This window comes from Flavobacterium piscis (assembly GCF_031457575.1).
GTDB lineage: Bacteria > Bacteroidota > Bacteroidia > Flavobacteriales > Flavobacteriaceae > Flavobacterium > Flavobacterium piscis_A.
In genome coordinates, this window is record NZ_JAVDWQ010000006.1 from 26,210 (window position 1) to 40,240 (window position 14,031).

15 protein-coding genes are annotated in these 14,031 nt (G+C 33.2%); 2 read left to right on the forward strand and 13 right to left on the reverse strand.

Going from position 1 to position 14,031, the window contains the following annotated elements; translation table 11 throughout:
* Positions 1-14: 14 nt before the first annotated feature.
* The 10 genes from J2W48_RS10210 to truA form a co-directional block, all read right to left on the reverse strand.
* A complete protein-coding gene (locus J2W48_RS10210; protein ID WP_310280922.1) occupies positions 15-953 on the reverse strand; it encodes a hypothetical protein in 939 nt (312 codons plus the stop codon).
* A gap of 11 nt (positions 954-964) precedes the next feature.
* A complete protein-coding gene (locus J2W48_RS10215; protein ID WP_310280924.1) occupies positions 965-1,207 on the reverse strand; it encodes a hypothetical protein in 243 nt (80 codons plus the stop codon).
* Position 1,208: 1 nt separating this feature from the next.
* Entirely contained in the window at positions 1,209-2,150 is a 942-nt protein-coding gene (locus tag J2W48_RS10220) for an SPFH domain-containing protein (protein WP_310280926.1), read from the reverse strand.
* A 294-nt stretch (positions 2,151-2,444) separates the two neighbouring features.
* A complete protein-coding gene (locus tag J2W48_RS10225; protein ID WP_310280928.1) occupies positions 2,445-2,705 on the reverse strand; it encodes a DUF4180 domain-containing protein in 261 nt (86 codons plus the stop codon).
* A gap of 220 nt (positions 2,706-2,925) precedes the next feature.
* Entirely contained in the window at positions 2,926-3,426 is a 501-nt protein-coding gene (locus J2W48_RS10230) for an SRPBCC family protein (protein ID WP_310280930.1), read from the reverse strand.
* Positions 3,416-3,742 (reverse strand): ArsR/SmtB family transcription factor, encoded by a 327-nt coding sequence (locus J2W48_RS10235; protein WP_310280932.1) that lies wholly within the window; start codon positions 3,740-3,742, stop codon positions 3,416-3,418. The genes J2W48_RS10230 and J2W48_RS10235 overlap by 11 nt, the downstream gene beginning before the upstream one ends.
* 269 nt (positions 3,743-4,011) lie before the next feature.
* Positions 4,012-5,400 (reverse strand): dihydrolipoyl dehydrogenase, encoded by a 1,389-nt coding sequence (lpdA, locus tag J2W48_RS10240; protein WP_310280934.1) that lies wholly within the window; start codon positions 5,398-5,400, stop codon positions 4,012-4,014.
* A gap of 378 nt (positions 5,401-5,778) precedes the next feature.
* Positions 5,779-6,363, reverse strand: a complete 585-nt coding sequence (locus J2W48_RS10245) for an NUMOD4 domain-containing protein (RefSeq protein WP_310280936.1) — start codon at positions 6,361-6,363, stop codon at positions 5,779-5,781.
* Positions 6,364-6,492: 129 nt separating this feature from the next.
* Entirely contained in the window at positions 6,493-8,247 is a 1,755-nt protein-coding gene (locus J2W48_RS10250; protein WP_310280938.1) for an ABC transporter ATP-binding protein, read from the reverse strand.
* Between the two features lie 87 nt (positions 8,248-8,334).
* Positions 8,335-9,075: a tRNA pseudouridine(38-40) synthase TruA gene (gene truA, locus J2W48_RS10255; protein WP_310280940.1), complete on the reverse strand. Its 741-nt coding sequence runs from the start codon at positions 9,073-9,075 to the stop codon at positions 8,335-8,337.
* A gap of 287 nt (positions 9,076-9,362) precedes the next feature.
* On the opposite strand from truA, the gene J2W48_RS10260 reads away from it, so the two are divergent.
* Positions 9,363-9,860 carry a metallophosphoesterase family protein gene (locus J2W48_RS10260; protein ID WP_310280942.1) on the forward strand — a complete coding sequence of 166 codons (498 nt, stop codon included), beginning with the start codon at positions 9,363-9,365 and terminating at the stop codon, positions 9,858-9,860.
* Positions 9,861-9,864: 4 nt separating this feature from the next.
* Here the strand turns inward: J2W48_RS10260 and J2W48_RS10265 are convergent, their stop codons facing one another.
* The 3 genes from J2W48_RS10265 to J2W48_RS10275 all read right to left on the reverse strand — a co-directional run bounded on the left by J2W48_RS10265 (position 9,865) and on the right by J2W48_RS10275 (position 13,461).
* Positions 9,865-11,550, reverse strand: coding sequence for a tetratricopeptide repeat-containing sensor histidine kinase (locus tag J2W48_RS10265; RefSeq protein WP_310280944.1), 1,686 nt, complete (start codon positions 11,548-11,550; stop codon positions 9,865-9,867).
* A 183-nt stretch (positions 11,551-11,733) separates the two neighbouring features.
* A complete protein-coding gene (locus tag J2W48_RS10270) occupies positions 11,734-12,645 on the reverse strand; it encodes a bifunctional metallophosphatase/5'-nucleotidase (protein ID WP_310280946.1) in 912 nt (303 codons plus the stop codon).
* A 27-nt stretch (positions 12,646-12,672) separates the two neighbouring features.
* Entirely contained in the window at positions 12,673-13,461 is a 789-nt protein-coding gene (locus tag J2W48_RS10275) for a 5'-nucleotidase (protein WP_310280948.1), read from the reverse strand.
* A gap of 47 nt (positions 13,462-13,508) precedes the next feature.
* Here J2W48_RS10275 and J2W48_RS10280 point away from each other — a divergent pair, with 47 nt between their 5' ends.
* On the forward strand, positions 13,509-14,021 hold the full coding sequence (locus J2W48_RS10280; RefSeq protein WP_310280951.1) for a DUF6913 domain-containing protein: 513 nt from the start codon (positions 13,509-13,511) through the stop codon (positions 14,019-14,021).
* Positions 14,022-14,031: the final 10 nt, after the last annotated feature.

Here is a 14,031-nt window from a genome sequence, read left to right on the forward strand (position 1 = left end):
TGCATTTTTTTAGATTAATAATTTATTTGATTTTCGTATAATTTTTCATGATGCTCTTTTAAATCAGGTGTAATTTTGTTCCACTCATCATACATGGCGCGCAAGTAAATACGATATAATTTTGGGGCATTTTTTATAGATTCCTGTCTTTGGTTTTCCAGTTCCTCCATTTGGACTTGTTTTTGAGCCAGAGCATTTTTATCATTTTCATGAATTCTGCTTAGGCTTAATTCATGTTTTTTATGGTACAAATCCCTTTCTTTATTGTATTCTGTCTGGTATATTTCATATAAATGTGCCGTTCTTTGCTCTGCCAGATTTCTTGCAAAAATTTGTAGCATTCTTGCCTGAGTGCTTGGCTCAAATGTATTTTGGGTTTGGCAATGCATGCAGGGAATGTAAGTATCGATAAAGAATATTTTTTCGATTGTGATATTTCCTCCGCACTGTTTGCAGTTGAAACTGTTTTTTATGGAATTGTATTCGGTTAATACTTTTTGGTATTCAATTTCGAGATCACGCTCTTGTGTTTTTTCTAATTGATTTTGCCAGTACTGATATTTTTCTTCAAATTTTCTATGGTGTCTTTCGGAACATTCGGTTCTGAAATTGGACAATAAACTATGATGCGGATTTAAAACGGAAACCTTAGCATTAATGTTTTCATACAAATCAATGATTTTCTCGTCATAAACATCACTTGCTTTTTGCCTGATGTTCGAAAGTTGACCATTAACGCCCGCATAAACCCTGTGAAAAGTCCTTTTATATATGTCTTCATCATTTGCCATAAGGTCGTTTAGTTCCGGTATTGCTGCAGAACAGAGTTCCTCCATTTTGGCTTCCAGTTTATCCAGAAATAAAAATAATCTTTCTTTAGACTCATCAAGGGTTTGAAGCCATTCCGGCGATGTTCCTGCTTCTCCTTTTTTGTTGTTAAATAATCCTAACATTTATTTTCTTTTTAAAGTGAATTGTCCTCTTTTTTAATATAGATACCATCGGTGAGTTTTACACTGATAAATTCAAATCCACAGTAACCACAATGTGTAATTCCGTCATGTTTGGTACGTCCCGCACCGCAATTCGGACATGTTCTGGCATCCATTTTTGCATCACTTATTTCCGTTTTTCCACCGTAATTTTCTTGTTCCCGGGCTTTCTCTTTTAGTCTGTCCAGATAAGAACTAATTTTTTTCTCCTCCATATTACAGTAAGTTTAGTAATTCGGATTTCTTTGCTTTAAACTCATCTTCGTCAATTAAACCGGCATCAAACAATGTTTTGACTTTTTGCAGTTTAGAGGTAATATCTTCTTTTACTTCCGGTTTATTTTGCTGCATCTGGTTCATCATAATCCCCATAGCCAATGCATTTTGTGTAGCATCATGAATGGCCGTTCCTTTTTCGCCAATGGCATTTGCCGTGTTGAATTTGGTAAACTTATCCATATCTGTCACCATATTCATATTGGTAATTTTATCATAATGAGCGGTAACTTCTTCCGGAAGCGTGACACTTGTAACTACAAATTGGGTAAGCTCAATTCCTAATTGAAGAAAATAAGGTTTTAGACAGGGTTCTATTTTTTGGCCGAGTACTGTTATGTTTCCTGCAATGTCTGTTACCGAAATATTTTCATTGGCGAGCACTTCTCCAAATTTTGGGGCTACAAAATCTCTTAATTGTTGCTGCAGTTCAAAAATGGTCAGCTGCCCGTGCGTTCCGGCATACTGACGAAAAAATACAGGCACATCCACAATTTTTAAATCAAAACTTCCAAAAGCCCTTACCCGTACCTGACCGAATTGTGGATCGTTGAGCAGAATAGGGGCAGGGGTTCCCCATTTGTTATTGATAAACTGATGGGTGTTAAAAAAATAAATATCAGCTTTAAACGGACTTTCAAATCCGTATTTCCAGCCCTTTAAACGGCTTAAAACCGGAATATTTTCTGTAGATAAAGTGTGCATTCCCGGGGCAAAGACATCTGCAAGCTGTCCTTCATTCAAAAAGAGTGCATGCTGGCTTTCACGTACCGTTAATTTGGCCCCATTTTTTATTTCTTTGTCCTCATCATGAAATTTCCACATCAGTAAATTCGGATCAGACGTAGTCGCTTCTATGATTTCTATAAAAGGTAATTTCATATTTTAATTTTTTAAGCCTTAAAAATAAGAAATTTATTATGGAAACAAAACGTCTAATTTTTTTTTTATTACCTTTTATATTTAACTTTTCTAAAAATAAAATATCCGATTTGCGGAAACATATCGAATATAAAGCATTTTCTAAGTAAAGTAGTTATATAATTATGGATGCTGGCCTCATTTTGTAGTTTGAGTTTTAGAAGCAGAACTATTAATTAGTACTATAATCATTTGTCCTGCTGTTCACTAAATCTTTTATGCTCCCGGGCTCGCTACAGAAGGATATCGCTTCCATCAGATCAGGGTAGAGGTGTTTTTATAAGCCCGGGCTGTTATGGAAGAATGTAAATCCTGACTTGAAATCGCCGGTAAATTATATTGACAGTTTTTTAAACCTTCATTTAAAGTAGCTGTAAAGTTAATTTGTCGCCCGTTATTACTCTCAAAAATAAAATCCCTGATACTTTTGCTTTGGTATTTTTCAAAGTCACCCACAATAACCAGACGAACACGGAAGTTGGAAAACTTCTGGAGCATTTCACCCGCAAAATTCATTAAAAGGGACTTTCATAAATTATTTAGTTTTTTATTGGTGGTCTCAGATATAGTTTTAACTATGTATTTTAGTGATTTGCTTTAGCTTCTAAAAAAAATTAGTCACAATTTACACAAATTAATTAGTACTAATTCGTGCAAATTGTGGCTAATAATAGTGTTACAACCTTGCCAACTTTTAGTCTGCCAGCCAAATCAGCCGACTTTTAGTCCAAGTGATTTATTCTTTTGAAGCAAAAATAGCATCCAAACCTTCCATGGCTATGGTAAACCCTTCCTTAAAGCCCATTTCAATTATTTTTTCCAGATCAGACAGGTTTTCATGCTTGATGGCTATGTCAACAAAGGTGGAGCCATTTAGTTCTGTAAAACTGACATCCCAATCTGAACGCGGTAAATCTGTATTTAAATTACCTTCGCTATCGCAAAAAGCATCCAGATATTTAAAGTTTGTTTTAGGTGTTATGGAAGTATAATCTGCCAAAGCCCAATGTTCTTTGCCTTCTGGTCCAACCATGGCGTATATTCTCTGTCCACCTTCCCTAAACTCCATTTTTTTGGTTCTGGATTTCCATGGGGCAGGAGCCCACCATTGGTCCAATATTTCAGGTTCTGTCCAGGCTGTCCAGACATTGGCAAGTGATGCATTAAATTCTCGTTTTACATTAACCGTGCTGTTTTCTTTGTCTACGGTAAAGTTCATTAAAAGATTAGCTTTCATTTTCTTTAGATTTTAAATTAATTAATACCTGATCCAATTGATTGAAACGATTTTCCCAATGTAGCTTAAATTGTTCCAGCCAATTATCAATTTCTTTCATTTTGTCAATTTTTAATTGGTAGAAGATTTCTCTTCCCGATTTGTGTTGCTGCAGTAATTCACATTCGTTTAAAATCTTAATGTGTTTGGAAACTGCCTGTCTTGTTGTATCAAATTGTTCCGCTATTGCATTAGGCGTTAAGGCTTGTGTTGTAATTAGTACTAAAATTGCCCTGCGTGTCGGATCAGCAATAGCCTGGAAAATATCTCTTTTCATTTTATCATTTATTAAATACGCAATCAATCAGTTGCAAATATACGCAACTTTTTGGTTGCTAAAAAATATTTTTAACTTTTTATTTTCTTTATAGAATTCTTATGAAAACGAGCCGCATGAGGGATAGCAGCGATATCCTTTTGTGAAGAGAAACGGAACAAAAGATTTAGCGGATAGCCCGACCCGCTTTTTCTGCGGGGCATGCCATAAAAAAAATCCGATTTGTGAAAACAAATCGGATTTTATATTGAAAAACTATGTATTAGAAATTACAAATGGATAACTTCGCCGTAAGCATCAGCAACCGCTTCCATAACAGCCTCGCTCATTGTAGGGTGAGGGTGGATAGATTTTAGGATTTCATGACCTGTGGTTTCCAGTTTACGGGCAACGACTGCCTCAGCAATCATATCTGTAACACCTGCACCAATCATGTGGCATCCTAACCATTCTCCGTATTTGGCATCGAAGATTACTTTTACGAATCCGTCTGGAGTTCCAGCCGCTTTTGCTTTTCCTGAAGCTGAGAATGGGAATTTACCAATTTTTAATTCGTATCCTTTTTCTTTTGCTTGTTTTTCAGTAAGGCCTACTGAAGCGATTTCCGGAGTTGCATACGTACAACCCGGAACGTTTCCGTAATCGATTGGGTCTACGTGTAAACCTTTAATTTTTTCCACACAGTTGATTCCTTCAGCTGAAGCTACGTGAGCCAATGCCTGACCAGGAGTAACGTCTCCAATTGCGTAGTAACCAGGAATATTAGTTGCGTTGTAAGCGTTAACTAAGATTTTATCTCTGTCAACAGCAATTCCAACTTCTTCCAATCCGATGTTTTCGATGTTTGTTTTGATTCCTACTGCAGAAAGTACAATATCAGCTTCCAGAATTTCTTCTCCTTTTGCTGTTTTTACAGTAGCTTTTACACCAGCCCCGGAAGTATCAATTTTCTCAACAGAAGAGCTGGTCATGATTTTTACTCCTGCTTTTTTCATTGAGCGTTCCATTTGCTTCGAAATGTCTTCGTCTTCAACAGGAACTATGTTTGGCATAAATTCAACAATAGTAACTTCCGTTCCCATTGAGTTGTAAAAATGGGCAAACTCAACTCCAATTGCTCCTGAACCTACAATAATCATAGATTTTGGCTGTGTTGGTAATGTCATTGCCTGACGGTACCCAATTACTTTTACACCATCCTGAGGTAAGTTTGGTAACTCACGGGAACGGGCTCCAGTAGCAATAATGATATGGTCAGCACTGTATTCGGTAACTTTATTGTCTTTATCCGTAACGTCAAGTTTTTTTCCTGGTTTCAATTTTCCAAAACCTTCAATAACGTCAATTTTGTTTTTTTTCATTAAGAATTGAACACCTTTGCTCATTCCTTCAGCAACTCCACGGCTGCGTTGTACTACAGCAGAGAAATCTTTGTCAAACTCAGAAACTGTCAATCCGTAATCTGAAGCGTGTTTTAGATAATCAAAAACCTGAGCAGATTTTAGTAATGCTTTTGTTGGGATACATCCCCAATTTAAACATACACCACCTAAATTTTCTTTTTCAACTACAGCTACTTTAAAGCCTAATTGAGATGCTCTGATAGCTGTTACATATCCGCCGGGACCACTTCCTAAAACAATAACGTCGTATTTCATTTTAAAGTTTTTTAATTTGTTTTTAATGCTAAAATGCAGTCGCTAACGCTCGTGTCATTTTTTTGGTTTTTAGTATTAAATACCGAAAATGAGGTTTATAATTCCGAAACTCACTTTCCGATTTTTTCTTTGTTATTTGTGATTGCGAATTTAAGGATTTATTTTAAAAAATGGTTTAAATTTTATTTTTACCGCTTCAGATTTTGACCTTTTCACAGAGATTCAGTAAAAAGTTATATAAAAAAGAGAAAATGGAGTTTGTTTTTCGGCTTTTTTTAGCAAAAATGCAGGATGGGTAAAATCAGAAAATATCCTGTGTTGATTATGAATTCTACATACCATATTTTAAATTTACCATCAGCCATCAGCCATCAGCCATCAAATTTTAATATGTCCCCAGTTTTCACCGCTGGCAATACGCCTGATTTGCATTTCGCTTACGCCAAATTGCTTGGCAATCATTTTTAAACGTGTTTTTTGCTCAGGTCTTGCCAGCATTTTTTTGATAAGCATCACTTTAGTTGTAGTTAATTTTCTGCCATCAGCTTTTATATTGTGTTCAATCAGGTTTTTTTTTGCCTGAATAACGTGAGGGCTTTTACGACTGTGTTCCATCATTTCAGATCTGGTGGCCCAACGCAAATTGCTTACATCATCATTATTTCTGACATAATCCAAATGAAGGACATAGGTTTGTTCATCTGATTGTTTCGGAATAAAATATTGAGCAACTAATTTGTATAAAAAAAGGTATTTATTGATAGTTTTTCCTTCTTTTTTAATTTTAAATCGAAAAGTTGGGTAACCATCACTCAGGCTTCCTTTTAAAATGCGGCCATTTTCTATTTCATCAGAAAAACTGACCAATCGGCCTTTATTAGAAATTGCATATCGAAGTTGCATCGAAGCATTAACTTCTATTTCTTTAAATTGTTCGTTTGGATAAATTCTAATTTGTGGCATTTTAATTTGAATTTAGATTCTCAAATGTACTAAAATTATATTCAAAGCAGGCTAAGCTGTTTGTCTCAGAGTCTTTTTTAGGATTACGCTAACACAGTTTTAACTTTTTAAGGATTAATTTTTTAATTCTCAGTTGGCTACAGAAAATTGAGAATCATATAAGTTTCTGTAATATCCTTCATTTTTATTTAGTAATTCCTGATGGGTTCCCTGTTCGACAATTAAGCCTTTATCCATCACTACAATTTTATCCGCATTAACGATTGTGGCTAATCTGTGTGCAATGATTATTGATGTTCTGCCTTTGGTAATCGTCTCAGTTGCGCGTTGAATTAATTCTTCAGAATAGGTATCAATAGACGAAGTAGCTTCGTCCAGAATCAGAATACTCGGATTGCTGACATACGAACGCAAAAATGCAATTAACTGGCGTTGACCGGACGAAAGCATAACACCCCTCTCTTTTACATCAAAATCATAATTATCAGGTAAAGTCATAATGAAATCGTGAACACCAATTTTTTTGGCAGCGTTAAGAACCTGTTCACGGGTAATTTCGGGATTGTTTAAGGTAATATTATTGTAAATTGTATCGGCAAATAAAAAGACATCCTGCAAAACCACTGCAATTTGTTTTCGTAAGGATGCCAAAGTGTAATTTTCTATATTATGACCGTCAATGAAAATGCTACCACTGTTGATTTCGTAAAAACGATTCAATAAGTTGATAATTGTTGATTTACCTGCCCCGGTCGAACCTACAATAGCAATTGTCTGACTCTTATCAACAGATAAATTAATCCCTTTGATTACTTCCTCTTCCGGAATATAGCTAAAGCGGACGTCTTTAAATTCTATGCTTCCATCAAAAACAGGAGCTTCCAGGGTTCCGGTATCCTGAATATGGTCCTGAGTATCTATAATATCAAAAACACGATTGGCAGCAATCATTCCTAATTGCATCTCATTGAATTTATCTGCAATCTGGCGTAGTGGGTTAAACAACATCCCAATAAACATGGTGTAAGAAAATAAATCTCCAAAGGTGGTAAAATTATCGCCATTCAAAATTTTAAATCCACCGTAAACAACAACTAAACCTAAGGTAATTGACGAAATAATATCGGCAATCGGAAAAAATATCGAGTTGTATAAAATTGTTTTTATCCAGGCAACCCGATGTTTGTCATTGATGTTTTTAAAGTTTTCGGCTTCGATTTTCTCACGATTAAAAAGCTGAACAATTTTCATTCCGGTTACACGTTCCTGAACAAAAGAGTTCATATTTGCAATCTGAGTTCGTACTTCCTCAAAGGCAACCTGCATTTTACGCTGAAAAATTCGGGTAATGTAAACTAAAATTGGCATTGCTACAATTACAATCCAGGTCAGTTTCCAGTTCATGTAAAACATAAAAATTAAAACCACCAGCATTTTCATCAGGTCGCTGATAATCATAAATAAACCCTGACTGAAAATACGGGCAATCGATTCAATATCAGATACTGATCTGGTCACCAATTGTCCAACCGGAACCAAATCAAAATACTTCATTCTGAAACTTAGTATATGTTTAAAAAGTTTATTCCGAATATCTTTTACAATATCCTGTCCAAGCCAGTTCGCCCAAAAAACAAAATAAAACTGAGAAAACACTTCCAATAAAAGTACAATCCCCATTAAAATAATGTACATTAATAAACCGCCTTTATCATGCGTATTAATATAACCATCAACAGTTTGTTTTAACAAATAGGGGCGAAGTGCTGCAAAAATCGATAACGACACTGCAAAAAGAATAACACCATAATAGCGCCATTTGTAAGGTTTTGTATATTTTAAAATCCGTTTGAATAATCCGGTATCAAATGCTTTTGCTTTCATTTATTTTTTAGGAGCTGTTTCCTGCTTTTCGTTTCAATCTTTTTGTTTTTAAAGAAAAAACAAAAAGGATTTTCACTGCAATCAGGGCTATTTTATAATGTAATCGTAATCAATTTCGGTTAAATACAAACCATGTGCCGGAACCGAAAATCCTGCTTTTTCTCTGTTTTTACTGGCAATAATGTTTTCAAAATCTGCAAGCGAAATTTTATGTAAACCAATGTTTATCAAAGTACCTACTATGGCACGAACCATATTTCTCAAAAACCTGTTTGCCGAAATCGTAAAAATCAATCTATTATTTTCAATTTTCCAATAAGCCTCAAATATCGTGCAATCAAATGTATTTACATCTGTATTTACTTTAGAAAAACATTGAAAATCGGTATGGCTGAGTAAAATTTCAGCGGCTTCATTCATCAAAGCTACATCTAAATTTTGATAAAAATACCAACTCAATTCTTCTAAAAACGGATTTTTAACAGTATTAATATGGTACTCATACGTTCTTTTGGTAGCATCAAACCGGCAATGTGCATCATCATGAACTAAAACAATATTAAAAACCGCAATGTCTTTTGGTAAATAAGAGTTGAGTTTATGAATTAAATTCGGAACATCTATCGGTTTTTCAAAATCAAAGTGAGCGTACATCTCCTTTGCGTGTACACCTGTATCAGTTCTTCCTGCACCCATTGCATTTATCGGGGAACTCAATAAAACCGAAAGCGCTTTATTTAAAGTTTCCTGAACAGATGAGGCATTGGGCTGAAATTGCCAGCCGTGATAATGGGTTCCGTTATAAGCAAATTGAATAAAATATCTCAAAGTGAAGGTTCAAAGGTTCTGAGTCGCAAAGGTACAAAGATTTCTTTATAGGTTCAAGTAGCAAAGGAACAAAGGTTCATCGGTTTTTGATAGGGTAAATCGTAGAGACGCACAGCAGTGCCTAACAATAGCAGGTAAAGATGATTGTGCAATCATTTATTAAATCAGATTAGCACACTATTATGTGCCATATAAGAAAAAACTCAGAATCTTAGCAATTTAGAACCTTAGTCCCTTTTAAAAAACCTTTGTACCTTTGCGACTCAGAACCTTTGTACCTTAAAAAAATGAAAAAAATCCTCCTTCTTTCAGATACTCACAGTCATATTGATGATACTATTTTAAAATATGTAAATCAGGCTGATGAAGTTTGGCATGCCGGGGATATTGGAGATCTGAATGTTACGGATACCATAAAAAAGCTAAAACCATTACGCTGTGTTTATGGAAATATTGACGATGCGAAAGCAAGATTAGAGTTCCCGTTGCATAATAGGTTTTTATGCGAGAATGTTTCTGTTTGGATTACCCACATTGGAGGTTATCCGGGAAAATATAATCCTAATATTAAAGAAGAAATGAAATTGAATCCTCCAAAATTATTTATTTGCGGACACTCACATATCTTAAAAGTAATGTTTGACAAAAAAAACAATTTATTACACATGAATCCCGGTGCTGCTGGTAAAAGTGGCTTTCATCAGGTTCGAACTATGTTACGGTTTGTAATTGATGGAGATAAAATAAAAGATCTGGAAATTATTGAAATAGAAAAACGGATATAAAAAATTAAACAGGAACTTTTATTTTTATAGAAGTTCCATGATTTTTTTTTGATTTTACATCAAATTGACCATTCATATTATTTATTCTGGCTTTTATCTGGTTAAGTCCGAAACCTTCAACAAAATTAAATTCGTTAATATCAAATCCTCTTCCATTATCATTAATCTGAATATGTAATCCATCTGGATTTTCAGTTAACAGAATCTGCGCTTTGTTGGCCTCACTGTGTTTTATTATATTATTTAAAAGTTCTGAAATGATAAAATAAATCCTGGTTTCAAACTTTTCATTATATCTGTTTTTGATTGAAATATTATTTAAGTATTCAAAATGTAAAGTAGAATTCGAGTTTTTTTCGCATAAATCATCTAACGCATATAATAATCCAAAACGGACTAACAAAGTAGGAAGGAGGTCATGCGACAAGTCCCTCACTTTATCATGTGTTTCATCTAATATAAATTTTGTTTTTACAATTTCATCTGCCACGATACTATGCTGTGATAAAAAAACGTTCAGGTGCATCCCTGCCGAAGATAATGAAGCACTTATGGTATCGTGCAAAAACAATGCTATTTTTTTACGTTCATTTTCCTGACCGTCAATACTGGCATTTATTATATTTTGATGAATTTTGTTCTGAATATTTTTAATCCTGTTCTTTTGTTTTAGTTTTGTATTTTGATAAAAAAAGTAAAATAAGATAATGCTGATAATAAATAATGAAAGCATTATTGTGATGATCTTTTTATTTCTGGTCTTTTCTGTATGAAATTGTTTTTCTTTTTGTTTGCTTTGTACCTCTATTTTGTCAATCTCTCTTTTGAATTCATCAATTTCCAGATTAATTCCTGCTACATTTGCTTTTCTTATCCGTTCTTCTGCATTAAAATCATCCGTTATTTCGTTATAGGCTTTTAAGTTTTCATAAGCTTTTTCAAAATCGCCATTTTTAGATAAAAATTTTGCATATTCCTGATGAACAAAAGACAAATCTGATTTTTCATTATATTTCACTCCGCTTTCAATAGCCTTCTTAAAATTAAACTCTGCGTTCTGATTGTTGTTAATATGGCTGTAATACATACCATTTAACATATATAGCACTACTGTTATGGAATTATCATTGTATTCTTTATAATGTTTGTTGGTGTATTCTAAATAAGGTAAACCTTCATTGAAGCTGCCAATATCAAAATAAGCCCATGCAATGTTTAGTTTGGTAAAAAGTATTTGTGCAGTATCTTTAGTAGTCTTGCTAAAATATAAAGATTTAATATAATAGTGTATCCCTTTTTCATATTGTTTTTTATTAAAACAATAAATGTTACCTAAATTATTGTAAATCCAGTTTTGAAGTTCAAAATTTTCAGTCTTTTCTGCATAAATCAAGCTTTTCTTATAATAGAATAATGCTTTTTCAGGTTCGGTTAATTCATCGAAATTAGCAGCAATTGTATTATAAGCCCTGGCAGTTAAATTATTGTTTTTAGCAAGTATGGAGTGACTTAAAAGTGACCTTGCCTGTATTAGCGACTTTTCATATAAACCTTTGTGTAAGTTTATGGTAGCTTCATTATAAAGTTTTAACAGCTGCTTTTCTGAATAAATTTTTTGTTGGCCATAGACACTGATACTGTAAAAGGATGTTAAAAATAGATATAGTATTAGCGATCGAAAGATGGACATAAAAAATTTTTAGGGGCTAAAAATACATTTTAATATTCTTAAAATCAAATACGCAACTTATTTTTTAGGACTTTTCTTTAAAACAGAGTTTCGATCTGAATAAATATAAAATAAATCATTAAAATCAATTGATGAACTTTATATCTTGTTTTAAAAATTGATTCCTTCAGTGTTATATTAAAATTATACAATAATTGATTTACCCTGATTTGTATGCGCTTTGTTATTATCAAAATAAAAATCTATTCTGCCTAAATTTATACCGTAGCATCCAACCTGATTTACTAATACGTCTTGTCCCGCTTTATTTTTTGCAATTGTAGGCCTATCTAAAAATGTATGTGTATGACCACCAATAATTAAATCAATATCCTGAGTTAATTCAGCTAATTTTAAATCGCAAATTTTTGAATCATTATCACGGTATTTATAGCCTAAATGTGAAAGACAAACAACTAAATCACATTTCTCTTCATTTTTTAATAACTGAGTCATGTCCTGCGCAATTTCTACAGGATTATTATATATAGTCTCCTTATACATTTGTTTATCTACAAGTCCTTCAAGCTCAATTCCTAAACCAAAAACACCCACTTTGATTCCGTTTTTATTAAAAATTTTATAGGGTTTTACAAGTCCGTTCATTACTGTATTTTTAAAATCATAATTAGAACAGATAAATTCAAAAGAGGCGTGAGGCATTTGAGCGTATAAACCATCAAGTCCATTGTCAAAATCGTGGTTTCCTATTGTTGAGGCATCATATTTCATCATGCTCATCAGTTTAAATTCAAGTTCGCCCCCATAATAATTAAAGTATGGAGTTCCCTGAAAAATATCACCTGCATCTAACAAAAGGACATTTGGATTTTCCTTACGAATCGTTTCAATAAGAGCAGCTCGACGGGAGACCCCCCCTTTATTTGCATTACGGGGATCATCAGAAGGAAAGGGATCGATATGACTGTGAACATCATTTGTGTGTAAAATAGTCAAATGTTTAAGATCATTATTTCCAAAACTGTTTAATGATAATCCTAAACTTAACAGGGCAGTGCTTGCCGCTGTTTTTTCGATAAATTCCCTTCTTTTCATTTTGTTCGTTTTGGCTGGTCGTGTGTATTATTTTGAGTATTCTTCTGTAATTCGGATGTCTTTTGCTATCGGAATTGTATCCACTTCTTTAAAATAATCTATTAAAACATTTCGAAGTTTATAATTCAAATCATATTTTTGAACACTTTTCAGGAAAAAATTCATGTTATCTCCTCCATTTGCTAAATAATCATTTGTAGCTACGTAATAAATTTTGTGATTATCAAGAGGTTTTCCCTGAATCAGGATATCTTTTGCGGTATTATCTTTTGTTATGGTAAAAGTCATACCAGATAAAGGATGTGGCTTTTTCTCCTTAATAATATATAAAGCCATTTCTAAAATTTGTTCACCTTTTAAAGCTAAAACAACCAGGTTATTCTCAAAAGGCATAATCTCAAAAGCAGTTCTGGTAGTTACATTCCCTTTAGGCAAAATAGATCTGATGCCACCATGATTTAAAAAACATAAGTCGATGTTTTTTTTTTCGCGGGTTTTAAAAACTTTATTCCCCCTTTCTAAACATACATCGGCCATAAGGTCTCCAATGTTGCTCTGCCATTTGCCAATACTTTTATCCATTGTTTCCGGACAATAGGCCAAAATGTTATCTAAATCCGCATTTATATGATTCCTGTAAGGTGCTATAAAACTTTCAATTTCTGGATCTTGTTCAGTTTTTTCTGTTACCGGAAGCTGTTTTCCATCTATCTTAGTCAAATTGTAATTTTTTTGACTACAAGAGATTAAAGAAAAAAGTGTTAAGAATATAACAAAAAGTTTTAAAAATCCGTTATACTTTTTTAGTTTTACCATCTTAAATGCAACTTAAATAATTAATTTTGTAATCAGGCAAAAGTACTATGTTTTTAAATTATATAAAGGAGTTTTTTGTAAAAAAATCATTAAAAAATAACTTGCATAATGATAAAATAGAAGTCTTTACAAAGAATGTGCAGACAGTTGGTCTGTTGGTTGATGAAAGCAAATTCAGGCAGTCGAAAGAATTAATTAACGAATTAACCCTGCAGGGAATTGCTCCTGAAGATATAAAGATTGTTGTTTACAGGAGTAAATTCAATAAACAGGAAGTATATTTATTTCCTGCTTTTGGAAATAATCATATAGATTGGAAAGCGAAAATTAAGGAACCTTTTCTGACTGAATTTATAGAAGCTGAATTTGACCTATTGATAAGTTATTATGATATTGAAAATTCTATTTTGATGATGTTAACAAGTCAGTCTAAAGCTAAATTTAAAGTAGGGTTTTCTGCAATAGATAAAAAAATAAACCGGTGGATGATCAGCACTGATTTAGAAAATTACAAACTTTTCATATCTGAATTGTTTAAGTATTTGAAAAATATAAAATAAAAATATAAAT

What these genes read in the sequence shown, in the direction of transcription:
- J2W48_RS10225 (WP_310280928.1), bottom strand. Translation starts at nt 2,705, where the DNA reads ATGAATTTTGCGGGTGAAATGCTCCAGAAGTTTTCCAACTTCCGTGTT.
- J2W48_RS10280 (WP_310280951.1), top strand. Translation starts at nt 13,509, where the DNA reads ATGTTTTTAAATTATATAAAGGAGTTTTTTGTAAAAAAATCATTAAAA.
- J2W48_RS10275 (WP_310280948.1), bottom strand. Translation starts at nt 13,461, where the DNA reads ATGGTAAAACTAAAAAAGTATAACGGATTTTTAAAACTTTTTGTTATA.
- J2W48_RS10245 (WP_310280936.1), bottom strand. Translation starts at nt 6,363, where the DNA reads ATGCCACAAATTAGAATTTATCCAAACGAACAATTTAAAGAAATAGAA.
- lpdA (WP_310280934.1), bottom strand. Translation starts at nt 5,400, where the DNA reads ATGAAATACGACGTTATTGTTTTAGGAAGTGGTCCCGGCGGATATGTA.
- J2W48_RS10220 (WP_310280926.1), bottom strand. Translation starts at nt 2,150, where the DNA reads ATGAAATTACCTTTTATAGAAATCATAGAAGCGACTACGTCTGATCCG.
- J2W48_RS10230 (WP_310280930.1), bottom strand. Translation starts at nt 3,426, where the DNA reads ATGAAAGCTAATCTTTTAATGAACTTTACCGTAGACAAAGAAAACAGC.
- J2W48_RS10210 (WP_310280922.1), bottom strand. Translation starts at nt 953, where the DNA reads ATGTTAGGATTATTTAACAACAAAAAAGGAGAAGCAGGAACATCGCCG.
- J2W48_RS10215 (WP_310280924.1), bottom strand. Translation starts at nt 1,207, where the DNA reads ATGGAGGAGAAAAAAATTAGTTCTTATCTGGACAGACTAAAAGAGAAA.
- J2W48_RS10260 (WP_310280942.1), top strand. Translation starts at nt 9,363, where the DNA reads ATGAAAAAAATCCTCCTTCTTTCAGATACTCACAGTCATATTGATGAT.
- J2W48_RS10265 (WP_310280944.1), bottom strand. Translation starts at nt 11,550, where the DNA reads ATGTCCATCTTTCGATCGCTAATACTATATCTATTTTTAACATCCTTT.
- J2W48_RS10235 (WP_310280932.1), bottom strand. Translation starts at nt 3,742, where the DNA reads ATGAAAAGAGATATTTTCCAGGCTATTGCTGATCCGACACGCAGGGCA.
- J2W48_RS10250 (WP_310280938.1), bottom strand. Translation starts at nt 8,247, where the DNA reads ATGAAAGCAAAAGCATTTGATACCGGATTATTCAAACGGATTTTAAAA.
- J2W48_RS10270 (WP_310280946.1), bottom strand. Translation starts at nt 12,645, where the DNA reads ATGAAAAGAAGGGAATTTATCGAAAAAACAGCGGCAAGCACTGCCCTG.